This is a genomic window from Pantoea sp. GD03673, assembly GCF_029844725.1.
Classification (GTDB): Bacteria; Pseudomonadota; Gammaproteobacteria; order Enterobacterales; family Enterobacteriaceae; genus Pantoea.
Map to the genome: position 1 here is coordinate 1 of NZ_JAOCKJ010000007.1, position 24972 is coordinate 24972.

Below are 24972 nucleotides of genomic sequence, written 5' to 3' on the forward strand. Positions count from 1 at the left end.
TCCGCTGCTCACCGCCTGTCCATCCTGTTCATGATTATCTAACCTGTTGAATAACCAGGTATCTCACTACCGCTGTGCCCGGTTCAGGCACCAGAAAATAAAGTTATGATAAGCACAGGGTTATTTTCAGCGGCTGCGGCATGCGCTTATTTTTATGTGGGCTGGTCTATTCTGCCTCTGATTTTTTGAACGCTGTCACCTTTCTGAATTTATTTCTTTGGTGTTTTTTTTAAGGCCTCTTACGACAGAGCAAGTGAGGCAGGCGCAACGTTTCACCCGGTCGCGTCAGCCAGAACGGTTATTGAATCGCTGAGCGAACGGCGAATTATCTCACCCTGGCGCAAATCGCAGCAGTAAAAAAAAGGGCACAGGCGGTAACGGGCATAATAAAAAATTCATCATTGCGCTAATTCTTTTGCGCTATTTAACGGCTATCGGGGTCGATTTTTAAGCATAATCTGTAAGCTGGTGTGACAGGGATCGCGATCAGCGCACATTCCCTCTCTGCTATGGCGGGGCCAGAAATCGTAAATAACGAAGCTGTGCAAACCGACGCTAACGGATAAGGTTAACGGTCTGCCTGCGGTATAAACCCTCTGAAATCGTTTTCAGCTATGGAACGTAAGCACGCGTTGTTGTTAATTCAGCGTTAATAAAACATCCGGCACGGCCGATTTTAATAGTGCAGTTTTGTCTGAATTAATACTTAAGAATTATCTGTAGCGTAAAAATAATTTATTTTTTTATTTGAATTAGGTAATCTTGGCGCTACAGTTTTATTAACCCCCCTTAATCAAGGACATTGTGATGAGTGACGCATTTAAAGTACTGAACAATATTCGCACATTACGTGCCCAGGCTCGTGAACTGCCACTGACCGATCTTGAAGAGATCCTGGAAAAATTAACCGTTGTTGTTACTGAGCGCCGCGAAGAAGCAGAAGCGGAAGAGACGCAGAATCGCGAAAAAGAAGAGAAGCTGTCTAAATATCGCGAAATGCTGCTGGCTGACGGCATCGATCCTAATGAATTATTAGGTGCACTGGAAAGCGGAAAAAAACGTACCAAGCGTGCGCCGCGTCCGGCTAAATATTCTTACACCGACGAAAACGGTGAGCAGAAATCATGGACAGGCCAGGGCCGCACCCCGGCAGCGATTAAAAAGGCGCTGGATTCCGGTAAAAGCCTGGACAGTTTCCTCATCGATTGATCAACACAATCCTTGTAGGTGGGAGCCGGGGGGCCATTATGGCCCCCCGGCTTTTTTATTTCTGTCGGGATATCAATCACCCCGCCAGGAATCCACCCCTGACGCTAGCGTGCGCTGCGTCACATCTGGCATAATAGCCGCCGTTTTTTCATCCATTCTCTTCATAAAGGTCAATGCCGTGTTAGTTAGCAGCAATATCACCATGCAGTTTGGCAGCAAGCCACTGTTCGAAAATATCTCCGTTAAATTTGGCGGCGGTAATCGTTACGGTTTAATCGGTGCGAACGGCAGCGGAAAATCCACCTTCATGAAGATTCTGGGTGGCGATCTGGTGCCTACAGGCGGCAACGTCTCCTACGATCCTAACGAGCGCATCGGTAAGTTGCGTCAGGATCAGTTCGCCTTTGAAGAATTCAGCGTGCTGGACACCGTTATCATGGGTCACCATGAATTATGGGAAGTGAAGCAGGAGCGCGACCGCATTTATTCTTTGCCAGAAATGAGCGAAGAAGAGGGGTATAAAGTCGGCGATCTTGAGGCGCTTTACGGTGAGATGGATGGCTATAGCGCCGAGTCGCGTGCCGGTGAATTATTACTCGGCGTCGGCATTCCGGTTGAGCAGCATTATGGCCCGATGAGCGAAATTGCTCCTGGCTTTAAATTGCGTGTGCTGCTGGCGCAGGCGCTGTTTTCTAATCCTGATATTTTGTTACTCGACGAACCAACGAACAACCTGGACATCGACACGATTCGCTGGCTGGAGCAGGTGCTGAACGAGCGTGACAGCACCATGATTATCATTTCGCATGACCGTCACTTCCTTAATATGGTCTGCACCCACATGGCCGATTTGGATTATGGCGAGCTGCGGGTTTATTCCGGTAATTATGACGAATATATGACCGCGGCGACCCAGGCGCGTGAACGTCTGTTATCCGATAACGCGAAGAAAAAAGCGCAGATTGCTGACTTACAATCGTTCGTCAGTCGTTTTAGCGCCAACGCCTCTAAATCACGTCAGGCGACTTCACGCGCTAAACAGATGGATAAAATTAAGCTGGACGAAGTGAAAGCCTCCAGTCGTCAGAACCCGTTTATCCGTTTTGAGCAGGAAAAGAAACTGTTCCGTAATGCGCTGGAAGTGGAAGGTTTAACCAAAGGATTTGATAACGGTCCGCTGTTTAAGAATTTAAATCTGCTGCTGGAAGTGGGTGAGAAGCTGGCGGTGATCGGTGCCAACGGTATTGGTAAATCGACGCTGCTGAAAACGCTGGTGGGTCAGCTTACGCCTGACAACGGCAGCGTTAAATGGTCAGAGAATGCGCGTATTGGTTATTACGCTCAGGATCACGCCGACGATTTTGCCAATGACCTGACGGTATTTGACTGGATGAGTCAGTGGAAACAGCCTGGCGATGATGAGCAGACCATTCGCGGTATTCTTGGCCGTCTGCTGTTTTCACAGGATGATATTAAAAAGCCCGCTAAAGTGCTTTCCGGTGGTGAGAAGGGGCGTATGTTGTTCGGTAAGCTGATGATGGAAAAACCGAACATTCTGATTATGGATGAGCCGACCAACCACCTCGATATGGAGTCGATTGAATCGCTCAATATGGCGCTGGAAATGTATGAAGGCACACTGGTGTTTGTTTCGCACGACCGCGAATTTGTCAGCTCGCTGGCAACCCGCGTGATTGAGCTGAAAGCAGATAAGGTGGTGGACTTCACCGGTAATTATGAAGATTACCTGCGCAGTCAGGGCATCGTCTGATAAAAAACGGGGTGGCGCAGGCCACCCCGTTTTTTTTGCCCGAGGGGCTGAGCGCCCATTGATGATTACGATCCAGCCTTTTTTCCCTGAGCTGTCTGAACGTCACTACTGTGCTGGCTTCAGGGAGCATACGCCTTTCGCAAAGACGCAAAAGACGCCATCCACGGCATGCTCAGCGCGGGCCATCCCTGGCCCGCTATGCTTTGCTACAGGCGTATGCTCCCTTCGCTTTACGTTTTGAGTTGTCTAAGTGAATTGAGCGTGGGATTGGGGAGTGTGCTCGACGCAGGCCCCCGTCGCTATGACTTCTGGTAAAAGCTGCTCGGGGATTATCTGACAGCAACGCAAATGTTCAAGGCGCAGGGAACACGGTCAGAGGAGGAAAGCGTCCCTCGACTGGGACAAAAACGCCGGGCGCGTTTTTGAACAACGCAACGCGTTGGCCCGTTTACGGGCGCACCTCAGGGATGAGGTGCGTAATCGCGCGGGCAGAGCGCCCAGGAAGGGTTTAAGCGACTTTCCGATCGAACCGTGTTACCGAAGCAGGCCAGGCATCACAGCTGTGCGGGCTTCAGGAAGCTGATGTTTTGCCAGCCCCATCGCCACACACTTCACATTGCGCGTCCTGCGCCACGTTCATGCTGCGGAACTCCGCGCTCATCGCATCGTACATCAGCAACCGGCTGGTGGCGGGCGCGCCAAAGGACGTCAGCACTTTAATGGCTTCCATCGCCTGCATCGCACCAATCACCCCAACCAGCGGGGCCATAACGCCCGCTTCCACGCAGCTCAGTGTCTGTTCCCCAAACAGGCGGCTGATGCAGCGATAGCAGGGTGTGCCAGGCTGCCAGCTGAATACGCTGATCTGGCCTTCCATCCGAATCGCGGCACCTGAGACCAGTGGCACCCGCTGCTGCCGACAGAGCCGGTTGAGCTGCTCACGCACCGCAACGTTGTCGGTGCAATCCAGCACTACCTGCTGTTGAGCGATCAGCGCCAGCAGCGCCGCATCGTCCAGCTGTCCATTAACCGGATGCAGCTGGCAGTGCGGGTTGATGGCGGCCAGGCTTTGTGCGGCAGAATCCACTTTGGCGCGGCCAATATCGGCATCGTGGTGCAGGATCTGCCGTTGCAGGTTAGAGTGCGACACGGTATCGAAGTCGAGCAGCGTCAGGCTGCCGACACCGGCAGCCGCCAGATAAGGCGCGGCGGCGCAGCCAAGTCCGCCCAGCCCGACGACCAGCGCCTGACTCGCTTTCAGCCGCTCCTGACCGTCAAAATCAAAGCCGCGCAGGACGATCTGCCGGTTGTAGCGCAGCATTTCCTCATCGCTTAATTCAGGCAGCATCTACGCCTCCAGCAGAGCGTTAAACGGCTCTACCTCAACCCATTCACCCGGTTCCACATTGCCGCGTTCCCGTTCCAGCACAATAAAGCAGTTCGCCTGGGCGAAAGAGCTGAAGACGTGTGAACCCTGCATTCCGGTGGTCACCACCTCCGGTTCACCCTGTGCATTCTGGCGAAGGATGCCGCGCTGGAAGTCGAGCCGGCCCGGTGATTTTTTCAGTCGTGAGGCGCAGCGTACTTTCTGACGGGGGGGTAAGGCAGATTTTTGCTGGCCGGTCAGGGTGGCAAGCAGCGGCTGCACCAGCTGATAGAAGGTCACGGCGGCAGAGACCGGATTGCCCGGCAGGCCGCAGAACCAGCTGCTATTCAGGCGGCCAAAAGCAAACGGCTTGCCGGGCTTGATCGCCAGCTTCCAGAAGCTGATCGCGCCCAGTTCTTCCAGCATATTTTTGGTGAAGTCCGCTTCGCCTACCGAGACGCCACCGGTGCTGATCACCACATCCGCCTGCCGATCTGCTTCACTGAAGGCCGCGCGCAGTGCGGCGGGATCATCGTTAATGATGCCAAGGTCGATCACTTCGCAGCCCAGCTTATGCAGCATCAGTGATACGGCAAAACGGTTGGTATCGTAGATCTGTCCTTCGCCCAGCGGCTCGCCGACCGGCTGGAGTTCATCGCCGGTGGAGAAAATAGCGACCCGCAGTTTTCGCAGCACGCTGACCTGCGCGATACCCAGCGAGGCAAGCAGCGGCAGTTCGGCGGCACCCAGACGCGTACCCGCCTCCAGCACCACGTTGCCCGGCTGAATATCGTCACCGGTCAGACGGATATTTTGTCCCTGACGCACCGGCGCGGTAATCAAGATCTCCTCGCCATGTGCTTCAGTCTGCTCCTGCATAACCACCGCTTCGCAGCCCGCGGGCACTGGTGCACCGGTCATGATGCGAATTACGCTGCCCTGCGGCCACTCACCGCTGAACGGTGCGCCCGCAAAGGCTTTGCCTGCCACCGGCAGCGGCTCTCCGCGGCTGACATCTGCCAGTCTGACGGCGTAGCCATCCATCGCAGAGTTATCAAAGGGCGGCACGGCAATCGGCGAGGTGACGGGGGTAGCGGTGATACGGCCGACCGCTTCAGCCAGCGGCACGCAGAGGGAATCGGTGACGGGGGTCAGCTGTGACAGCATTTTTTGTTGCGCCTCCTCAAGGGAGAGTAAATCTGCAGTAAAACTTTCCATGAACAGTCCAGCCTGGTTATTTCAGATGCTGCCTATTATGGTTTGAATTGGCCGCTGAGTCACATCGGCGTCGGCCTGACTTACCGGGTGTTGTGGCCAAAGTGAAATATGGCGGTAAGAAAAGGTTATAACCACAGGAACAGTTTCCGCTTTACAACACTTAGCAGGCTTTCTATAGTCAAAAATCACCAAAAATGGGTGAAAACCATTTTAAATCAGTGTTTTTCGTCCTGATGCAACCACAGGGTAAAGCGTTATGGTCAATGCAGTGATCGTCATTCATGGCGGCGCAGGCGCGATTTCGCGCTCAGCAATGAGCGCTGAAAAAGAACAATGCTATCGTCAGGCGCTACACGATATTGTCACCCAGGGTCAGCAGATACTGGCTCAGGGTGGCAGCGCACTGGATGCGGTGACCGAGGCGGTGCGACAGCTGGAAGAGTGCCCGCTGTTCAATGCCGGTAAAGGCGCGGTCTTCACCCATCAGGGCACCCATGAACTCGATGCCTGCATTATGGATGGCCGCTCGCTGGAGGTGGGTGCGGTTGCAGGCGTCACGCGATTACGTAATCCGGTCCTGGCGGCACGTGCCGTGCTGGAAAAGAGCGAGCATGTGCTGTTTATCGGCGAAGGCGCAGAGCAGTTTGCCGTGGCGCACGGGCTGGAAACGGTTGAGCCTGATTACTTCTCAACGCCGGAACGCTGGGAACAGTTGCAGCGTGCGCTTAACAGCGATACCGCCGTGCTGGACCATGACGGTGCCGCACACAGCGACGACCCGCTCGACCCGGACCGCAAATTCGGCACAGTTGGGGCGGTTGCGCTGGATCTGGCGGGCAACCTCGCTGCCGCCACCTCAACGGGCGGGATGACCAATAAGCAGGCCGGACGGGTCGGCGATTCGCCGCTGCCTGGCGCGGGCTGCTACGCCAGCAACGACAGCGTGGCGGTCTCCTGCACCGGCACCGGTGAAGTCTTTATGCGAACGCTGGCGGCCTACGATGTGGCCGCGCAGATGCGGTATGCCGGGCGCTCGCTGCAGCAGGCGAGTGTGAATGTGATTCATGACAGCGTGCTGGAACTGGGCGGCAGTGGCGGCTTAATCGCCGTCGATCGGGCAGGCAACGTGGCGCTGCCGTTTAACAGCGAAGGCATGTACCGGGGCGTTGCGCGGGTCGGCGAGGCGGCTGACGTCGCTATCTATCGCGAAAGCTAAGGATGCATAAATGAGCGACAGGCAAACGTTACCCCCGCTGGCGCCTGAGCAGGTACTGGCGGTGCGCGATCTCAATGTGCGTTTTCAGCACGAAGGCACCGTCACGGATGCAGTGCGGCATTTGTCACTCGATCTGTTTCGCGGCGAAACGCTGGCGCTGGTGGGGGAGTCTGGTTCGGGAAAATCGGTCACCTCGCTGGCGCTGATGCGGCTGATTGAGCAGGCTGGCGGCAGGGTGAGTGGCGAGGTGCAGTTACACCGTCGCAATGGCGAAGTGCTGGATGTGATGCGCGCCTCAAAACGTCAGATGCGGCGTGTTCGCGGCGCGGACATGGCGATGATTTTTCAGGAGCCGATGACGTCGCTGAACCCGGTCTTCCCGGTGGGTGAGCAGATTGCTGAATCCATCCGTCTTCATCAGGGGCTAAGCCACGCCGGGGCGCTGGCTGAGGCGCACCGGATGCTGGATCTGGTGCGCATCCCCGATGCACAAAATGTCTTATCCCGCTTTCCGCATCAGCTGTCGGGCGGTATGCGACAGCGCGTCATGATTGCGATGGCGCTCTGCTGCAAACCGGCGCTGCTGATTGCCGATGAGCCGACCACCGCGCTCGATGTCACCATTCAGGCACAGATTCTGCAACTCATCCGCGTGCTGCAAAAAGAGATGCAGATGGGGGTGATTTTTATCACGCACGATATGGGCGTGGTCGCCGAAATGGCCGATCGCGTTCAGGTGATGTATCGCGGCGATGTGGTGGAGAATGCGCCGGTCGCCGAGCTGTTTAGCGCACCGCAGCAGCCCTATACCCAGGCGCTGCTCGCGGCGGTGCCAAAACTGGGGTCGATGCAGGGCCAGCCTCTGCCCGCCAAATTTCCGCTGCTGCACAGCAGCGCGGCCGACGACGTGCCGCAGGATACGGTACGTCGCCTGCAGCCACCCATTTTACAGGTGCGCGATCTGGTCACCCGCTTTGATATTCGCGGCGGCCTGCTGAATCGCGTCAAAAGCCGGGTTCATGCCGTCGAAAAAGTCAGTTTTGATCTCTATGCCGGTGAGACCCTGGCGCTGGTGGGGGAGTCGGGTTGTGGTAAATCAACCACCGGGCGATCGCTGCTGAAGCTGGTTGCAAGTCAGGGAGGTACCCTGACGTTTGACGGCCAGCGGATTGATGCTCTCTCTGGTGCCGCGCTCGCCCATCTGCGCCGCGACATGCAGTTTATTTTTCAGGACCCCTACGCCTCACTCGACCCGCGTCTGACCGTGGGCTTTTCTATTATGGAGCCGCTGCTGGTCCACAAGGCGATGCCGCGTCGCGAGGCAGAGCAGCGCGTCGCCTGGCTGCTGGATAAAGTCGGCCTGCTGCCGGAACATGCTCAGCGCTATCCCCATGAATTTTCCGGCGGGCAGCGCCAGCGCATCTGCATTGCCCGCGCACTGGCGCTGAACCCGAAGGTCGTCATCGCCGATGAGTCCGTCTCAGCGCTGGATGTGTCGATCCAGGCGCAGATTATTAATCTGATGCTCGACCTGCAGCGCGAGTTTGGCATTGCGTTTCTGTTTATTTCTCACGATATGGCGGTGGTGGAGCGTATCAGCCACCGCGTGGCGGTAATGTATCTCGGTCAGATTGTCGAGATAGGGCCGCGTCAGGCGGTGTTTGAACAGCCTCAGCATCCCTACACCCGCAAACTCATGGCCGCCGTGCCGGTAGCCGATCCGGCGCACCGGCGTCGTGAACGCGCCTTACTGGTCGATGAGATCCCCAGCCCGATCCATGCGTTAGGGGATGAACCTGAAGTGGCGCCGCTGATGGAGGTGGCTCCGGGCCATTTCGTCGCCCGCCACGTTATCAGCGCGACCTGAACAGTGAAGATGTCGCCCCGGCGACCAACCCGACAGGGATTACAGGAGAAGAAGATGCAGATTACGATGCGTAAAGGGTTACTGGCGGCTGGCGTGTTAAGCAGCGTCATCACACTGCCCGCCTGGGCAGCACAGGATGCGGTGATTGCTGTCGCGTCCAACTTCACCACGCTTGATCCCTATGATGCCAACGACACGCTGTCGCAGGCGGTAGCAAAATCTTTTTATCAGGGGCTGTTTGGCTTCGATAAAGATATGAAACTTACCAACGTGCTGGCAGAGAGCTACCAGGCCAGTGCCGACGGTCTGACCTACACCATTAAGTTGCGCTCCGGGATAAAATTCCAGGACGGTACGGACTTCAATGCGGAAGCGGTGAAGGTCAATCTCGACCGCGCCAGCAACCCGGATAACCATCTTAAGCGCTACAACCTGTTCAAACGCATCGGCAGCACAGAGGTTGTTGATCCGACAACGGTGAAAGTGACGCTGAAAGAGCCGTTCTCCGCCTTTATCAACAATCTGGCCCATCCGGCGGCGGCGATGATTTCGCCTGCGGCGCTGAAAAAATATGGTAAAGAGATTGGTTTCCATCCGGTGGGAACCGGCCCGTTTGTGTTTGAAACCTGGAACCAGACCGACTTCGTGAAGGTGAAGAAGTGGGATGGCTACTGGAAACCGGGCTATCCGAAGCTGGACAGCATCACCTGGCGACCGGTGGTGGACAACAACACCCGTGCGGCCATGCTGCAGACCGGCGAGGCGAACCTGGCGTTCCCGGTGCCTTATGAGCAGGCGAAACTGCTGGAGAAGAACAGCAAGCTGGATGTGGTGACCACGCCCTCCATTATGCAGCGTTACATCAGCCTTAACGTGACGCAGAAGCCGTTCGACAATCCGAAGGTGCGTGAGGCGCTGGAGTATGCCATCAACCGTCAGGCGCTGGCGAAAGTGGCCTTCGCCGGTTACGCCACGCCAGCGACCGGCATCGTGCCGCCCGCCATTGATTTTGCGCAGACCTATCCGGCTATCCGCTACGATCCGGCTAAAGCGAAAGCATTGCTGAAAGAGGCGGGTTATCCGAATGGCTTTGAAACTACGCTCTGGTCGTCGCACAACCACAGCACCGCGCAGAAAGTGCTGCAGTTCACTCAGCAGCAGCTGGCGCAGATTGGCGTGAAGGTCAAAGTCACGGCGATGGATGCGGGTCAGCGTGCCGCTGAAGTGGAGGGTAAAGGCCAGAAAGAGAGCGGCGTGCGCATGTTCTACACCGGCTGGTCCGCCTCAACCGGTGAAGCCGACTGGGCGCTGACGCCCCTGTTTGCCACCGCTGCCTGGCCACCGGCCATCTTCAACACCGCGTTTTACAGCAATCCAAAGGTTGATAAAGATCTGGCCGATGCGCTGAAAACCACTGACCGGGCAGAGAAAGCGCGTCTTTACAAAGATGCGCAGGACACCATCTGGCAGGATCATCCGTGGATCCCGCTGGTGGTCGAGCAGCTGGTCTCTGCCAACAGTAAAAACCTCAGCGGTTTTTATGTGATGCCCGATACCTCATTCAATTTTGATGAGGCCACTCTGAAGTAACGGAACCGGCCAGCCCGCGCGGCTGGCCGCAACTGCAGGATGTTGCATGCTTAACTATTTCCTCAAACGTCTGTTTGGGCTGATCCCCACACTGCTGATTGTCGCGGTGCTGGTCTTCCTGTTCGTTCACCTGCTGCCGGGCGACCCGGCACGCCTGATTGCCGGGCCGGAAGCCGATGCCTCGGTGGTGGCGCTGGTGCGTCAGGAGCTGGGTCTGGATTTACCACTGCCACAGCAGTTCTGGCACTTTATGCTGAATGCGCTGCAGGGCGATTTCGGTCAGTCGATGGTCTCAAAGCGGCCGGTCGCGGATGAGATCGCCTCACGTTTTATGCCGACGCTGTGGCTGACGCTGGCCAGCATGGTCTGGGCGGTGATAGTGGGGATGACCATCGGTATCGTTTCGGCGGTCTGGCGTAACCGCTGGCCCGATCGGCTGGGGATGACGCTGGCGGTGTCGGGCATTTCCTTTCCTGCCTTTGCGCTGGGAATGCTGCTGATGCAGGTCTTTTCGGTGGAGCTGGGATGGCTGCCGACCGTCGGAGCTGAGAGCTGGAAACATTACATTCTGCCCTCGCTGACGTTAGGTGCAGCGGTAGCGGCGGTGATGGCGCGCTTTACCCGTGCCTCGTTCGTGGAGGTGATGCAGGAAGATTACATGCGAACCGCCCGGGCTAAAGGGGTGCGTGAGTCGCTGGTGGTGGTAAAACATGGTCTGCGCAACGCCATGATCCCGGTGGTCACGATGATGGGACTGCAGTTTGGTTTTCTGCTGGGCGGCTCTATCGTGGTCGAGGTGGTGTTTAACTGGCCGGGACTGGGGCGTCTGCTGGTCGACTCCGTGGCGATGCGTGACTATCCGGTTATTCAGGCCGAAGTGCTGCTCTTTTCACTGGAGTTTATTCTGATCAATCTGTTTGTCGACATGCTCTATGCGGTGATCAATCCCGCTATTCGCTTTAAGGAGTCGCGATGAAAAACTGGCGACGTGAAGCGGCACTGAAAGCGATGCCGCTGATGGCGGAAAACCGGGTACGCACGCCGTGGCGTGAGTTCTGGCGGCGTTTCCGACGCCAGCCTGTGGCGTTGCTGGCCGGGATATTTGTGCTGGTGCTGATTGTGCTGGCGGTGATCGCCCCGTGGATTGCCCCGTTCGACGCAGAGAACTACTTCGATTATGACCGGCTCAACGACGGCCCGTCACTGGTCCATTTCTTTGGCGTCGATTCGCTGGGGCGCGACATCTTCAGCCGGGTGCTGGTCGGGACGCGTATTTCCCTGATTGCAGGCTTTTTCTCGGTGGTGATCGGCGCGGTGATTGGTACGCTGTTTGGTCTGCTGGCCGGTTATTACGAAGGCTGGTGGGACCGTATCACCATGCGCATCTGCGATGTGCTGTTTGCTTTCCCCGGCATTCTGCTGGCGATTGCGGTGGTGGCGATTATGGGCAGCGGCATGAGTAACGTGATTGTGGCGGTTGCCATTTTCAGCATCCCGGCCTTTGCCCGTCTGGTGCGCGGCAATACGCTGGTGCTGAAGCATCAGACCTATATTGAGTCGGCACGCAGCATTGGCGCATCTGACTGGACAATCCTGATGCGGCATATCCTGCCCGGCACGGTATCGCCGATTGTGGTCTATTTCACCATGCGGGTCGGCACCTCAATCATCACCGCCGCCAGCCTGTCGTTTCTGGGGCTGGGGGCACAGCCGCCAACGCCGGAGTGGGGGGCAATGCTGAATGAAGCGCGGGCTGACATGGTGATTGCGCCGCACGTGGCGATTTTCCCCAGCCTGGCGATTTTCTTCACGGTTCTGGCATTTAATTTGCTCGGGGACGGGCTACGTGACGCGCTTGATCCTAAACTAAAGAGATGAAACCTTTCGATTATGATCAGGACTTCAGCACTATCGACTTCCGCCAGCATCCCGAGCGTTATCAGGTCGGGCGGGGCGAGCAGGGTGTGCTGATGGTCGAGCCCTACAAGAGCGAAATTCTGCCGCACTGGCGTTTTCGCACCGTTCCGATTGCTGAAGAGTCGGCAGAAAAAATCATGGCGCTGTTTGAGGATTACCGGCGTCAGGACGATTTTGTCGGCATGGATATGGCACGTAAATTTATCCAGATGGGGTACACCCGCGCACGCCGTTACAGCAACCATAAAGGCGGGCGAAAGTATGGCCCGGATGGGAGCGAGCTGCCACGCGGTGTCAACGAGGAGAAGGCCGCTGCGGCCGCTATCTTCAAAGGCTATTGGGACAAGCTGCGTGAGGATGAGGATTATCTGCGCCGCAAAAAAGCACATCAGCAGCAGTATGGTTAAGCGCTGAATCTCTTCCCCCGACCACCTCCATCGTGGCTTCCGTCATTGTCTGAACCCGCCCGGCTCGCTCCGGGCTTATTCTGCTCCCCTTTGTCAGCCCTGAAAGGCCAGATGCAACTGAGAAATCTTTGGTTCCGGTCAAACTGCGGCGTAAAGTAGTGAAAAAACGCGTAAAAACTGCGTCACCGCGCTAACAAAAACAGCGGGCAGATCACACGCTGCCTTTTCCAGTAACGTCCCGTGCTATAAAAAGAAAATGGCACCGGATGCGCTGAATAATGGATAAGCGAAGCGCTGACCAAAACAGCCGTTCGGGGTTGTCTGAAAAACGCGGGTTGATATTCACTTGTTTTCATTAATAATAAACCAGCAAACCCCACTGAGGGGGCTATGCCCCTCAGGTAATGAAATGGATAATGTGAGAGCTAAATAATGAAAGAGATCATCAACGGATTTCTGAATTTCCAGCAGAATGTGTTTCCTGAAAGGAAGGATCTTTTCAAAAGCCTGGCGTCAAATCAAAATCCGAAAGCGCTGTTCATCTCCTGTTCAGACAGCCGTCTGGTGCCGGAACTGGTGACGCAGCAGGAGCCAGGAGAGCTGTTCGTTATCCGCAATGCGGGCAACATCGTTCCCTCATTCGGCCCGGAGCCAGGCGGTGTTTCCGCCACGATCGAATACGCTGTGGTGGCGCTGGGTGTCTCAGACATCATCATCTGCGGTCACTCTAACTGCGGTGCCATGAACGCGATTGCCTCCTGTGCCTGCATGGATACCATGCCTGCGGTTGAGCACTGGCTGCGCTATGCCGATGCGGCAAAAGCGGTGGTCGAGCAGCGTGAATATGACTCCCCTGAGAAGAAGCTGAACGAGATGGTCAAAGAGAACGTCATCGCGCAGCTTAACAACATGAAAACCCACCCTTCAGTGTCTGTCGCACTGCGTAACGGCAAGCTGCGTCTGCACGGCTGGGTTTACGATATCGAAAGCGGCACCATCATGGCGCTGACCCAGGGGGGCAAACAGTTCATCACCCTGTCAGATAACCCTGATACCTGCTTCGAATAATGCCTTTCACCCGCTGCGCCCTGCGGCGGGTTCTCTCTCAGTTTAATCTTTTGTAAATCCTCAGGTTCATCACGCGGTGGATGACTACGCTTAAGGTCACGCTACCCGTCAGGAGAACCTTATGTCCCGTTTTTCGACTGCTTTACTGCTCGGCGGCTCGCTGTTCTGCGCCTCGCCGCTGTTTGCCGCCGACGTGAAAGTCGAGGTCCTGCAGGATAAGTTACACCATCCCTGGTCCGTCGCCTTTTTGCCCGACAACAAAACGCTGCTGATTACTGAACGCAGCGGGCAGCTGCGAAGCTGGAGCCCGCAGAGTGGCCTGTCACAGCCGATTCAGGGGGTGCCGAAAGTCTGGGCAGAACGGCAGAGTGGTCTGCTGGACGTGGTGCTGGCCCCTGATTTTGCCACCAGCCGTCGCGTCTGGCTCAGCTACACCGAGGCGAACAGCAGTGGCAAAGCGGGTGCCGTCGTGGGCGTCGGGACGCTAAGCCAGGATAACCGGCAACTCAGCGATTTCCGTGAGGTCGTTCGTCAGACGCCCATGCTCTCCAGCGGCAATAACATCGGCACCCGGCTGGCGTTTGATACCCAGGGTTATCTCTGGATCGCTTTCGGCGACAACTTTGTCAGCAGCGCGGCGCAGGATCTCGATAAGCTGCAGGGTAAACTGCTGCGGCTTAACGCCGATGGCAGCGTGCCGGATGATAACCCGTTTGTGAAACAGCAAGGCGCACGGCCAGAGATCTGGGCCTATGGCCTGCGTAATCCGCAGGGGCTGGCGCTTAACCCCTGGACCGGCATGATATGGGAAAATGAACATGGCCCGCGTGGCGGCGATGAAGTGAACGTCATGGGCCGGGGCAGGAATTACGGCTGGCCGCTGGCGACCTACGGCATTGACTACAGTGGCGACAAGGTGCCGGAGTCAAAGGGCACACAGGCTGCGGGTACCGAACAGCCGCTTTATCACTGGAAGGATTCTCCGGCCATCAGCGGCATGGCGTTTTATAACAGCGCCCGTTTTCCGCAGTGGAAGAACTCGCTGTTCATCGGTGCATTGAAAGAGAAAAACCTGATCCGTCTGAGTATCAACGGCGAGAAAGTGGTGGAAGAGCAGCGCCTGCTGGGCGATCAGGGGGCGCGAATCCGCGATGTGCGGCAGGGACCGGATGGCTGGCTCTATGTCCTGACCGATGAGGCCAATGGCAAGCTGCTCAAAGTGGGATTAGCGCAGGACGCGGGTGCGTCCCGCGGCTGAGTCATCGCGCCCAGTGATAAACCTGCCATCCGCGGCTCAGCGCTTCCTGGTGCAGCTGTGCATCAGGATTGATGACGTGGGCATGATCGGCCTGTTCAAGGAGTGGCAGGTCGTTCATGGAATCGCTGTAGGCCCAGGTGCGCGCAAAAGCCTCCTGCTGCTGCAGCGCTTTCCAGTCGCCCAGTCGGGTCACTTTGCCCTCTTTGTAGGTCATGGTGCCATAGGTGTTGCCGCTGTAGCGCTCATCCACGATTTCAACGCCGATCGCCAGTGCGCCGCAGGCACCCAGTTTCTCGGCAATCGGCACCACCAGATGTTCGCCGCTCGCGGAGATGATCATTACTCTGTCACCACGCGCCCGGTGCCACTCAATGCGCTCGCGGGCCGCAGGATAGACGCGCGGCATGATGTCGCGATGAATGAAGCGGCGCACCCAGCCCTCAACGGTCAGCGTGGCCATGCCTGCCAGCGGTGAGAGCGTCTTGTTCATGTACTCTTCAATCGACAGCGTGCCAGCATAGTACTGGTTCATTAATGCCTGTTCCTGATCAATCAGTTCGCTGGGGGCGAATCCCTGTGATACCAGCCAGCGCAGCCACAGGCTGGTGCTGTCTTCACAAATCAGTGTTTCATCAAGATCAAAAAGGGCTAAGTCCATGGTCCGTCTCCTCGGCTGACTGGCTTTCAGGTTAGCCGATAATTGTGACGGGCTTAACTCTTCTGCGAAAAATCGGAATTTCACGCAGTTTTGAAAGTGACAGAGGCGGCGAAAAGCGGCACGCGCGCAGCGCGTATGCCAGGGTTACTCTACTAAACTCTAAAAAACTTTACGATATGACGGTTTTTTTCGCTGACGGCAACGGTTAGCGTTTCAGTGAGAAATTTCTGCCCCTGGAATTTTGATTTAACAAGGACAATCCGGCCAAGCCCATGACAAACACTCGCTTCTCATCTCGCCTGCGGCACCTTGCTGCCACCTCATTACTCGTTCTTGCCCCCATCAGCGCGTTTGCTGAGCAGGCTCCCGCCGCGCCCGGCATTGATGCTAAAGCGTGGATTCTGATCGACTACGCCAGCGGCAAAGTCTTAACCGAATCCAGCGCAGACCAGCGTCTTGATCCCGCCAGTCTGACAAAAATGATGACCAGCTACGTGGTGGGTCAGGCCATTAAAGCGGGCAAAATCAAACCGGATGACCTGGTCACCGTGGGACAGGATGCCTGGGCGACCGGCAATCCTAAGTTACGGGGATCTTCGCTGATGTTCCTCAAGCCGGGCGACCGCATACCGGTTCATGAGCTGAATAAAGGTATCGTAATCCAGTCCGGTAATGATGCCTGTATTGCGCTGGCGGACTATGTGGCGGGCAGCCAGGACGCATTTATCGGCCTGATGAACAACTACGTGAAGGCGCTGGGGCTGCAGAACACCCACTTTATGACGGTACACGGTCTGGATGCAGAAGGGCAGTTCAGCACCGCACGGGATATGGCGCTGATTGCTCAGGCACTGATTCGCGATGTGCCTGAAGAGTACGCGCTGAATAAAGAGAAAGAGTTCACCTTTAACAATATTCGCCAGATCAACCGCAACCGGCTGTTGTGGAGCACCAATCTAAAGGTGGATGGCGTCAAAACCGGCCATACCTCAGGCGCGGGAAATAATCTGGTGGCTTCAGCGACCGAAGGCGATATGCGTCTGATCTCGGTAGTGCTCGGCACCGCCAGCGATGCGATTCGTTTCCGCGAAAGTGAAAAGCTGCTGACCTGGGGCTTCCGTTTCTTTGAAACGGTAACGCCGATTAAAGCGGATGCGCCGTTTGCGCAGCAGCGGGTCTGGTTTGGTGATAAGAGCCAGGTGAATCTGGGCGTGGCGAAGGATGCTGCACTGACCATCCCGAAAGGGCAGATGAAGAACCTGAAGGCAAGTTTCAAACTGAATGCACCGCAGCTGGAAGCCCCGCTGAAGAAGAATCAGGTTGTCGGCACCATCGACTTCCAGCTGGACGGTAAGACTATTGAACAGCGTCCGCTGGTGGTGCTGCAGGATGTCCCGGAAGGGGGCTTCTTCAGCCGGATGATTGACTTCGTGATGATGAAGTTCAATGGCTGGTTCGGGAAGTGGCTGTCGTAAGCGAGCAGGGACGCTATCGCGTCCCTTTCTTAATTCTGCGTCCAGCCCTTACGAATCGGCACGGCAAACAGCGATCGATAAAGCGGGTTGATCACCGCCAGCATTCGCTCGCCATAGAACTGCCACGCCAGATGCGACGCCAGACAGCTCAGCAGACCCACGAGGAAGCCGCCCAGCATATCCATGGGCCAGTGGACGCCCAGATAGACCCGTGACCAGGCGATAGCGCAACCCATCACCATCAGCACCACACCCGACCAGAGGCGATGCCAGAAAATAAAGGCCAGGGCAAAAGTGAATATCGTCGTGCCGTGATCGCTGGGATAGGAGTCGTCGGCGGCGTGATGCAGGAACTGATAACCGTAACCTATGGCGAAAGGGCGGGGATGGGGTAACAGGTGCCCTACACACCAGGAGATGGTCAGGGCATAGATCAGCGCCATACCGGTTTTCAGTACCAGCATCCGCTGCGAAGAGACCCGATCGCGCGGTCCCCAGAGCCACATCGCCACGATTAACAGCGGCACGATGGCGATCAGATCTCTGGCAATAAAGGTCGCCAGCTGCAGTAACCAGGCGGGTGATGCTGGTGTGGCATTGATGGCGGTAAACAGTGCGTGGTTCAGCTCTTCCATTTCGGGATAAATTCCTCATCAGACAAGCCAGCTATCAGCGGCTGTCAGCATCCAGCAGACCAGCACGATAACAGCGGCAAAAAAACGTTCAGCGGCAGTGCGCCTGCCCGGTAAATCAGCACAATTTGCTAACGTAACCGTGGGCTATCCTGCTTTTTGCGGGGCAGTTCGTCTACGGAAAGGCTCTTAATCTGATAATGAGTTGCACAACTGTTTAAGTTTTATGACGGTTAAAGATGCGATGCCGGTGCAGGCGGGCGGGACGAGACGAAAAAAAGGCATAAAAAAACCCGCCGGGAAAAAGACCAGCGGGCTCCACAATTTGGGGATTTCAAAGAAAAGCAGTGGCAATTATTATGACTATCGCTTAACAATAAAGTTCTGGACGTCAGCAAAAAAATTTTATAAGGGCAATATTGGCCAGATAATCACAATCAGCGTCCCCGCCAGCGTCAGCAACACGTTGGCAATCGCATAGGTTCCGGCATAACCCAGCGCCGGAATGTTACTGCGTGCCGTGTCGCTGATGATCTCCATGGCCGGTGCGCAGGTTCGTGCGCCCATGATGGCCCCAAACAGCAACGCACGGTTCATCCGCAACACATAAGCCCCAAACAGATAGCAGATGATGACCGGAATCAGGCTCACCAGCAGGCCACACAGCAGCATCAGCGCACCGTCGCTGCTCAGGCCGTGATTAATGCCGCTGCCAGCACTCAATCCCACGCCCGCCATAAACACCATCAGGCCAAACTCTTTCACCATGGTCAGCGCGCCCTGCGGGATATAACCAAAAGTCGGGTGGTTGGCACGCAGGAAGCCGAGCATGATACCGGCGAACAGCAGACCTGCTGCATTACCGATACCAAAACTGAAATTACTGAACTGAAAGGTGATCAGACCAATCATCAGGCCCACGATAAAGAAGGCGCAGAAGGCCAGAAGATCGGTCATCTGACTGTGAATCGCGATAAAGCCAATGCGATCTGCCACGCTTTTCACCCGTCGGGCCTCGCCGCTGACCTGCAGCACATCCCCTTTGTTGAGCATGATGCTGTCGTCGATTGGCATCTCAATCTGACTGCGTATCACCCGGTTCAGGAAGCAACCGTGATCGGTGAGGTTTAACTTGCTGAGGCGCTTGTTTACCGCGTTGTGGTTTTTTACCACGATCTCTTCGGTAACGATGCGCATGTCCAGCAGATCGCGGTCAAACACCTCTTTACCGTTGCGGAAGCTGGGGTCGAGCCGGGCATGGGCATCGGGATAGCCCACCAGCGAGATATCATCGCCGAGTTGCAGCACCGCATCCCCATCGGGACTGGCAAGGATACCGTTGCGGCGGATGCGCTCAATGTAGCAACCGGTCTGACGATAAATACCCAGTTCGCGCAGGTTTTTGCCGCCGCTCCACGCCACCAGTTCCGGACCCACGCGGTAGGCGCGGATCACCGGCAGGAAAACTTTGCGCTGGCTGTCGGCATCCAGACCGCGCTCACGGGCGATCTGCTGGGCGCAGGTGGACAGATCCTGATGTTGCAGACGGGGCAGGTAGCGTGCGCCAAAAATCAGACTGACCAGGCCTATCAGATAGGTCACGGCATAACCCAGGCTCAGCTGATCCTGCATCATGGCAAGCTGCTTTGGATCGCTGACGCTTTGCCGCAGGGTATCGCCCGCGCCGACCAGCACCGGCGTTGAGGTCATCGACCCGGCCAGCATACCGGCGGTGAGACCAATGTCCCAGCCAAAGAGTTTCCCCAGCCCCAGTGCCAGCAACAGCGCGCTGACCACCATGACGATGGCGAGCATGAAATAGTTTTTACCGTCGCGAAAGAAAATAGAAAAAAAGTTGGGACCGGCTTCAACACCGACACAAAAAATAAACAGCATAAAGCCCAGACTCAAGGCATCGGTATTGATCGCGAAGTGCTGCTGCCCTAATAAGAGCGAAACCACTAATACGCCAATTGAATTTCCCAGCTGAACGGAGCCCAGACGCAACTTGCCCAGACAGAGGCCGAGCGCTAAAACGACAAATAATAACAAAATGTCATTTCCGCTTAACAATCCTGCGACGTTAATATTCACTGTTTAACTTCTTGTTTACGTGTAACCTGTTGAAGAGTGGCCTGTTTTTCGCTATCGTGAGCAGGCCGTTGAGGTTCTGTTGTATCGATACTGCAAAGGGAACCTTTATCGCGGCGCTATTCTAATCACAAATATCTTTCACAGCTATTGGCTGTTTTAATTCGTTGCCACAGCGAACTGTTTCTTTTTATTTCCATCTGAACGCATCAGGGATATCAGCAGGTTATTGTCGGGGTTATTTTTAATCAGTGGGGTGGTATGCCGCAGCGTTCTTATCTCTGGAGTACCCGCCTGTGTGGCGTGGTGCTGTACAGTCTGGTCTTTGTGTTTACCTGTCATTTCTGGCAGGTTGGTCCCGGCCCGCTTCGCGGTCAGCCCGAATTACTGCTTTTTATGTTGCCGGGTATCGCGATGGCTTTATTGCAGGTAGAAAGCCCGTTAAAAAGCACGCTGCTGATGGGATTATGGGGAACATTGCTGGCGGCACTGCTGTTAAACAACAGCCTGTTTATTCACAGTAACGGACTGTTTGTGGTGTCCTGGAGTCTGAGTGCGCTGTTCTGGGCAGGCTGCGGTGCCTTGCTGGTGCGGTTAATGCAGATTGTGATGGCGTCGCTTAACTAATCGGTGCCGGATGACTGGCGTCAGTCAGAGAGCAAAAAGGCGAGACGGAAAATCCGGCCTCGCCTTTTTCATGCCGGTTATCTGCGCTTACGCGACAAATCCCAGATTCTCTTTGGTCCAGGCAGCAAACTCGGTGTAGCCACCGATGTGTTTTTCATCCACGAAAATCTGTGGCACGGTGCTGACTGGTTTACCGGCGCTTGCTTCCAGATCGGCTTTGGTAATCCCTTCTGCGTTAATATCAACATACTGGTAGCTGAAATCATCGCGCTCTGCGGTCAGCTTGTCAGCCAGTTCATGGGCACGGACACAGTAGGGACAGCCGGGACGGCCAAAAATAACAGCAATCATTGAGAACTCCTTACAGCGGCTATTATGTGATGCGTATCACATAATGAAACAGAGAATGGCAACCATCATGCCCGCTCGTATCGCTTAAGGAAAGCAGGATTTGCCTGTTAGTCTGATGCCCGCACGCTATTGCCATGACATCAGGAAGCGTCTGAATCAGGGGCTTTTTTAACATGGCACGCCGTGTATTCCGCGCAATTTTTGGGTTGTTGACCATAATTGACGCTCAGTAAGCCGTGACGGCAGGAGGATGTAATGCAGAGTGTGGCCAGATTACCCCGGTTTGTGGTGGTGCTGGAGGCGGCTGGCGGCCTGTTGATTTTTGGTGCGCTGCTGCTGATCAACCACTGGCTTCCGCTGCCAGACCAGACTGACGTAAAAACGCTGGCTACCGTGCTGTTTATTGCTGGCGTGATGCTGATGCTGCCTGCTGCCTGGCTTTTAATGTGGCGAACCGCGAAAGCGATAGCGCCACAGCTGTTTAATCAGATTGATAAAAAAAGATAACGTTGCTGGAGACTTTATGACACCGACCATTGATTTACTGTGCAGCCACCGCTCAATCCGCGCTTTTACTGACCAGCCGGTCAGCGATGAGCAGCGTGAAGCGATTATTACTGCGGCGCAATCGGCGTCCACATCCAGCTTTTTACAATGTTCTTCTATTGTCCGCATCACCGACAAAGCGCTGCGCGACAAGCTGGTGACGCTGACCGGCGGCCAGACCTGGGTCGCGGATGCGGCTGAGTTCTGGGTGTTCTGCGCTGACTTTAATCGCCATCTGCAGATTTGCCCGGATGCGCAACTGGGACGTGCAGAACAGTTGCTGCTGGGCTGTGTGGACACCGCACTGATGGGGCAGAATGCGATGGTTGCGGCGGAATCGCTGGATCTGGGCGGCGTCTTTATCGGCGGAATTCGTAACAGCATTGCGGAAGTCACCGAATTGCTGGGGCTGCCGAAATTTGTTCTGCCGCTGTTTGGTTTCTGCCTGGGTCATCCGGAGTCAAAGCCAGACGTCAAACCGCGTATGCCGCACGCCATGCTGGTGCATGAGAACCGCTATCAGCCTCTGGACCCGGCAGTGCTGGCCGAATACGATAGCCGCACGGAACTCTATTATCAGCAGCGTGACAGCAACCAGCGCAGTGAAACCTGGAGCGAGCTGATCCAGCGGCTGATCATTAAAGAAACGCGTCCGTTTATGCTCGATTATCTGCATCAGCAGGGCTGGGCCACGCGCTAAGCCAGAAAAGGAGAGCGGCGATGAAGATAGCTATCCTGTCACGTGATGAGACGCTTTACTCCAGTCGGCGATTGCGTGACGAGGCCGCCGCACGCGGCCACGAGGTGCAAATCATCGATCCGCTCTCCTGCTACATGAACATCAATCCCGCCTCACCGGCGGTTCACTATTGTGGTGAACCGCTCGGCCATTTCGATGCGGTTATTCCGCGCATCGGCAACGCCATTACCTTTTATGGCACGGCCGTGCTGCGACAGTTTGAGATGTGCGGCAGCTATCCGCTGAATGCGTCTGCCGCCATCACCCGCACCCGTGACAAATTGCGCTCGCTGCAGTTGCTGGCGCAGGCGGGGATTGATATGCCGGTCACGGGCTTTGCCTCCTCACCTGATGACACTGACGATCTTATCGCGATGGTGGGCGGTGCGCCGCTGGTGGTTAAGCTGGTGGAAGGGACACAGGGCATTGGCGTCGTACTGGCAGAAACACGCCAGGCGGCAGAGAGCGTCATTGATGCCTTCCGCGGGCTGAATGCCCATATTCTGGTGCAGGAGTTTATCAAAGAAGCCGGGGGGCGTGATATTCGCTGTCTGGTGATTGGTCATCAGGTGGTGGCCGCAATTGAGCGGGTCGCAAAAGAGGGGGATTTTCGCTCTAACCTGCATCGCGGCGGTAAAGCTTATCCGGTCGCTATTACGCCACAGGAGCGGCAGATTGCCGTGAAAGCGGCGGCCACGCTCGGGCTGGAAGTCGCGGGGGTTGATATTCTGCGCGCCCATCGCGGCCCGCTGGTGATGGAAGTTAACGCCTCGCCCGGTCTGGAGGGCATTGAAACCAGCAGCGGCCTTAACATTGCCGGGCTGATGATCGCGCAGATTGAGCAGCAGGCCATCCCCGGGCTCCGTCCTAAAACCGCTGGCTGACACGCGCTTTTCAGCAGTTTTCGTGGCATCGTCGCGCGTTTTTCCGTAAGCTAAGTCGCCTGTTTATCACCCCACTGGGATTTTACGATGGATTCTCTTGTCGTTCCGGACATCGACCTGCTGCGTCGCTGGCTGGATCAGCAAAATATCACCTGGTTCGAATGCGATGCCTGTCAGGCACTTCATCTGCCGCACATGCAAAACTTCGATGGGGTGTTTGACGCCAAAATCGATCTGGTCGATAACGTCATTCTGTTTTCGGCGCTGGCTGAAGTAAAGCCGACGGCGCTGATTCCACTGGTCGGCGATCTGTCGCAAATTAATGCCAGTTCACTGACGGTAAAAGCCTTTATCGACATTCAGGATGATAATCTGCCGAAGCTCATTGTCTGCCAGTCAATGACCACGACCGCCGGCTTAACCTTTGGTCAGTTCTCACACTTTATGAAACAGAGTGAAGAGCAGATCTCCATGGTGATCCTGGAAGCCTTTGCCAACAATCTGCTGATTGTGGGCGAAGAAGAAGAGCACGTTCCGGTGACCAGCGTTCATTCTGTGCTGCACTAAGCCCGACCTGGTCGCCCACTAAGCCGTCCCTGAGACGGCTTTTTTATGCCTGCCCTCTGCTGCTGCCTTTTTTTATTCTGCATTTTGCCCTTTACCGCCAGATATTTGTCGTGGTTTATGCCATCAAAGCCGAACCTCATAGCTCAAACATGCATAAAATATCGGTTTCAGGCGTTTTTTACGCTGGGGTCTGGTGAAGCCTGACCGGGGGGGCTATGCTTGCGGGGCTGTAACAGACGTGTAACTGCGTCTCAGCTATAGGATTTTGCTATTAAACTCCCGCTGAATAATGATTCATTGTGTCACTGACGTCTTGTACAGAACGCAATGCAGGGATCTCTGGTTTGCAGCGTTGAAATGACCCGCTCAGGAGGATGGAAAAATATGTTCAACTCACGTCAGAAATGGCTGTCAGCTGTGGTAGCTGCTGCGCTGATGGCCGCCTCGGCCAGCAGTATGGCGGAAGATAAAACGCTGCACGTCTACAACTGGTCCGATTATATTTCGCCAGATACCGTGCCGAATTTTGAAAAGCAGTCCGGCATCAAAGTGGTCTACGATGTGTTTGACTCCAATGAAGTGCTGGAAGGCAAACTGATGGCGGGCAGCACCGGCTACGATGTCGTGGTGCCATCTTCCAGCTTCCTGGCGCGTCAGCTGCAGTCCGGGGTATTCCAGCCGCTGGACAAAAGCAAACTGCCGAATTACAAAAATCTTGATCCGGCGCTGATGGAAAAAGTGGCGCAGCACGATCCAGGCAATAAATATGCGATTCCGTATCTGTGGGGCACCACCGGTATCGGCTACAACATCGACAAAGTTAAAGCCGCTCTGGGCGCTGATGCCCCGGTAAACAGCTGGGATCTGGTACTGAAACCGGAAAACCTGGAGAAGCTGAAAAGCTGTGGTGTCTCTTTCCTGGATGCGCCAGAAGAGATTTTCGCCACGGTGCTCAACTATCTGGGCAAAGATCCGAACACCTCTGATTCAAAAGAGTATTCCGGTGCGGCCACCGACCTGCTGCTGAAACTGCGTCCGAACATCCGTTACTTCCATTCGTCGCAGTACATCAACGATCTGGCTAACGGTAACATCTGCGTTGCTATCGGCTGGTCGGGCGATATTCTGCAGGCGAAAAACCGTGCCGATGCGGCGAAAAACGGCGTGCATCTGGGCTACAGCGTGCCGAAAGAGGGGGCTCTGGCCTTCTTCGACATGATGGCGATTCCGAAAGATGCCAAAAACCTCGACGGTGCCTACGCCTGGCTGAACTACATCATGGATCCGAAAGTGATCGCTGATGTCTCCAACAAAATGAACTATGCCAACGGCAACAAAGCGTCGCTGCCGCTGATCAATGCCGACATCCGCAACAACCCGGGTATCTTCCCGACGCCAGAAGCGATGTCGAAATTGTTCGTGCTGAAAGTCCAGGATCCAAAACTGGATCGTGTGCGTACGCGTGCATGGACTAAAGTAAAAAGTGGTAAGTAGTTCGTCCTTAACGGATTGACC

23 protein-coding genes are annotated in these 24972 nt (G+C 55.7%); 17 read left to right on the top strand and 6 right to left on the bottom strand.

Annotated elements, in window-relative coordinates; genetic code table 11:
• Positions 1-807: 807 nt before the first annotated feature.
• Both N5J69_RS14515 and N5J69_RS14520 read left to right on the top strand, forming a co-directional pair.
• Positions 808-1209, top strand: a complete 402-nt coding sequence (locus tag N5J69_RS14515; protein ID WP_003850507.1) for an H-NS family nucleoid-associated regulatory protein — start codon at positions 808-810, stop codon at positions 1207-1209.
• A gap of 178 nt (positions 1210-1387) precedes the next feature.
• Entirely contained in the window at positions 1388-2980 is a 1593-nt protein-coding gene (locus tag N5J69_RS14520; protein WP_279771236.1) for an ABC-F family ATPase, read from the top strand.
• Positions 2981-3551: 571 nt separating this feature from the next.
• On the opposite strand, the gene moeB is transcribed toward N5J69_RS14520, so the two are convergent.
• Together moeB and moeA are read right to left on the bottom strand one after the other, a co-directional pair.
• Positions 3552-4328, bottom strand: coding sequence for a molybdopterin-synthase adenylyltransferase MoeB (gene moeB / locus N5J69_RS14525; protein ID WP_279771237.1), 777 nt, complete (start codon positions 4326-4328; stop codon positions 3552-3554).
• Entirely contained in the window at positions 4329-5564 is a 1236-nt protein-coding gene (gene moeA / locus N5J69_RS14530; RefSeq protein ID WP_279771239.1) for a molybdopterin molybdotransferase MoeA, read from the bottom strand.
• 256 nt (positions 5565-5820) lie between these two features.
• Between moeA and N5J69_RS14535 the strand changes: the two genes are divergently transcribed.
• The 8 genes from N5J69_RS14535 (at position 5821) to N5J69_RS14570 (ending at position 14887) form a co-directional block, all read left to right on the top strand.
• On the top strand, positions 5821-6780 hold the full coding sequence (locus N5J69_RS14535; protein WP_279771241.1) for an isoaspartyl peptidase/L-asparaginase: 960 nt from the start codon (positions 5821-5823) through the stop codon (positions 6778-6780).
• A gap of 10 nt (positions 6781-6790) precedes the next feature.
• Complete coding sequence (locus tag N5J69_RS14540; protein ID WP_279771243.1) at positions 6791-8647, top strand: dipeptide ABC transporter ATP-binding protein; 1857 nt, start codon at positions 6791-6793, stop codon at positions 8645-8647.
• 54 nt (positions 8648-8701) lie between these two features.
• Positions 8702-10237: a glutathione ABC transporter substrate-binding protein GsiB gene (gene gsiB / locus N5J69_RS14545; protein WP_279771245.1), complete on the top strand. Its 1536-nt coding sequence runs from the start codon at positions 8702-8704 to the stop codon at positions 10235-10237.
• Positions 10238-10283: 46 nt separating this feature from the next.
• Entirely contained in the window at positions 10284-11213 is a 930-nt protein-coding gene (gene gsiC, locus N5J69_RS14550) for a glutathione ABC transporter permease GsiC (protein WP_279771247.1), read from the top strand.
• Complete coding sequence (gsiD, locus tag N5J69_RS14555) at positions 11210-12115, top strand: glutathione ABC transporter permease GsiD (RefSeq protein ID WP_279771249.1); 906 nt, start codon at positions 11210-11212, stop codon at positions 12113-12115. The genes gsiC and gsiD overlap by 4 nt, the downstream gene beginning before the upstream one ends.
• The gene (locus N5J69_RS14560; protein ID WP_279771250.1) at positions 12112-12561 is read left to right on the top strand and encodes a DUF4385 domain-containing protein; all 450 of its coding nucleotides are present in this window, start codon (positions 12112-12114) and stop codon (positions 12559-12561) included. Before gsiD ends, N5J69_RS14560 begins: the two co-directional genes overlap by 4 nt.
• Positions 12562-12993: 432 nt before the next feature.
• The gene (locus N5J69_RS14565; protein WP_128085280.1) at positions 12994-13629 is read left to right on the top strand and encodes a carbonic anhydrase; all 636 of its coding nucleotides are present in this window, start codon (positions 12994-12996) and stop codon (positions 13627-13629) included.
• Positions 13630-13750: 121 nt separating this feature from the next.
• Positions 13751-14887 carry a PQQ-dependent sugar dehydrogenase gene (locus N5J69_RS14570; RefSeq protein ID WP_279771252.1) on the top strand — a complete coding sequence of 379 codons (1137 nt, stop codon included), beginning with the start codon at positions 13751-13753 and terminating at the stop codon, positions 14885-14887.
• A 1-nt stretch (position 14888) separates the two neighbouring features.
• On the opposite strand, the gene N5J69_RS14575 is transcribed toward N5J69_RS14570, so the two are convergent.
• Positions 14889-15545, bottom strand: coding sequence for an HAD family hydrolase (locus N5J69_RS14575; protein ID WP_279771254.1), 657 nt, complete (start codon positions 15543-15545; stop codon positions 14889-14891).
• Between the two features lie 272 nt (positions 15546-15817).
• On the opposite strand from N5J69_RS14575, the gene N5J69_RS14580 reads away from it, so the two are divergent.
• Positions 15818-17020, top strand: coding sequence for a serine hydrolase (locus tag N5J69_RS14580; RefSeq protein ID WP_279771255.1), 1203 nt, complete (start codon positions 15818-15820; stop codon positions 17018-17020).
• A gap of 29 nt (positions 17021-17049) precedes the next feature.
• On the opposite strand, the gene ybjG is transcribed toward N5J69_RS14580, so the two are convergent.
• Both ybjG and N5J69_RS14590 read right to left on the bottom strand, forming a co-directional pair.
• Positions 17050-17655, bottom strand: coding sequence for an undecaprenyl-diphosphate phosphatase (ybjG, locus tag N5J69_RS14585; protein ID WP_279771256.1), 606 nt, complete (start codon positions 17653-17655; stop codon positions 17050-17052).
• 402 nt (positions 17656-18057) lie between these two features.
• Positions 18058-19746 carry an aspartate:alanine antiporter gene (locus tag N5J69_RS14590; RefSeq protein WP_279771257.1) on the bottom strand — a complete coding sequence of 563 codons (1689 nt, stop codon included), beginning with the start codon at positions 19744-19746 and terminating at the stop codon, positions 18058-18060.
• Between the two features lie 258 nt (positions 19747-20004).
• On the opposite strand from N5J69_RS14590, the gene ybjM reads away from it, so the two are divergent.
• Complete coding sequence (ybjM, locus tag N5J69_RS14595) at positions 20005-20370, top strand: inner membrane protein YbjM (RefSeq protein WP_279771258.1); 366 nt, start codon at positions 20005-20007, stop codon at positions 20368-20370.
• Between the two features lie 87 nt (positions 20371-20457).
• On the opposite strand, the gene N5J69_RS14600 is transcribed toward ybjM, so the two are convergent.
• The gene (locus tag N5J69_RS14600) at positions 20458-20721 is read right to left on the bottom strand and encodes a GrxA family glutaredoxin (protein WP_003849263.1); all 264 of its coding nucleotides are present in this window, start codon (positions 20719-20721) and stop codon (positions 20458-20460) included.
• Between the two features lie 255 nt (positions 20722-20976).
• Here N5J69_RS14600 and N5J69_RS14605 point away from each other — a divergent pair, with 255 nt between their 5' ends.
• The 5 genes from N5J69_RS14605 (at position 20977) to potF (ending at position 24951) form a co-directional block, all read left to right on the top strand.
• Positions 20977-21228: a DUF1418 family protein gene (locus N5J69_RS14605; protein ID WP_279771261.1), complete on the top strand. Its 252-nt coding sequence runs from the start codon at positions 20977-20979 to the stop codon at positions 21226-21228.
• Between the two features lie 16 nt (positions 21229-21244).
• Entirely contained in the window at positions 21245-21967 is a 723-nt protein-coding gene (gene nfsA, locus N5J69_RS14610; RefSeq protein ID WP_279771263.1) for an oxygen-insensitive NADPH nitroreductase, read from the top strand.
• A gap of 20 nt (positions 21968-21987) precedes the next feature.
• The gene (gene rimK, locus N5J69_RS14615) at positions 21988-22890 is read left to right on the top strand and encodes a 30S ribosomal protein S6--L-glutamate ligase (protein WP_279771264.1); all 903 of its coding nucleotides are present in this window, start codon (positions 21988-21990) and stop codon (positions 22888-22890) included.
• Positions 22891-22977: 87 nt separating this feature from the next.
• Positions 22978-23457 (top strand): YbjN domain-containing protein, encoded by a 480-nt coding sequence (locus N5J69_RS14620; RefSeq protein ID WP_003849273.1) that lies wholly within the window; start codon positions 22978-22980, stop codon positions 23455-23457.
• Positions 23458-23841: 384 nt separating this feature from the next.
• Complete coding sequence (gene potF, locus N5J69_RS14625; RefSeq protein ID WP_279771269.1) at positions 23842-24951, top strand: spermidine/putrescine ABC transporter substrate-binding protein PotF; 1110 nt, start codon at positions 23842-23844, stop codon at positions 24949-24951.
• Positions 24952-24972 lie beyond the last annotated feature (21 nt).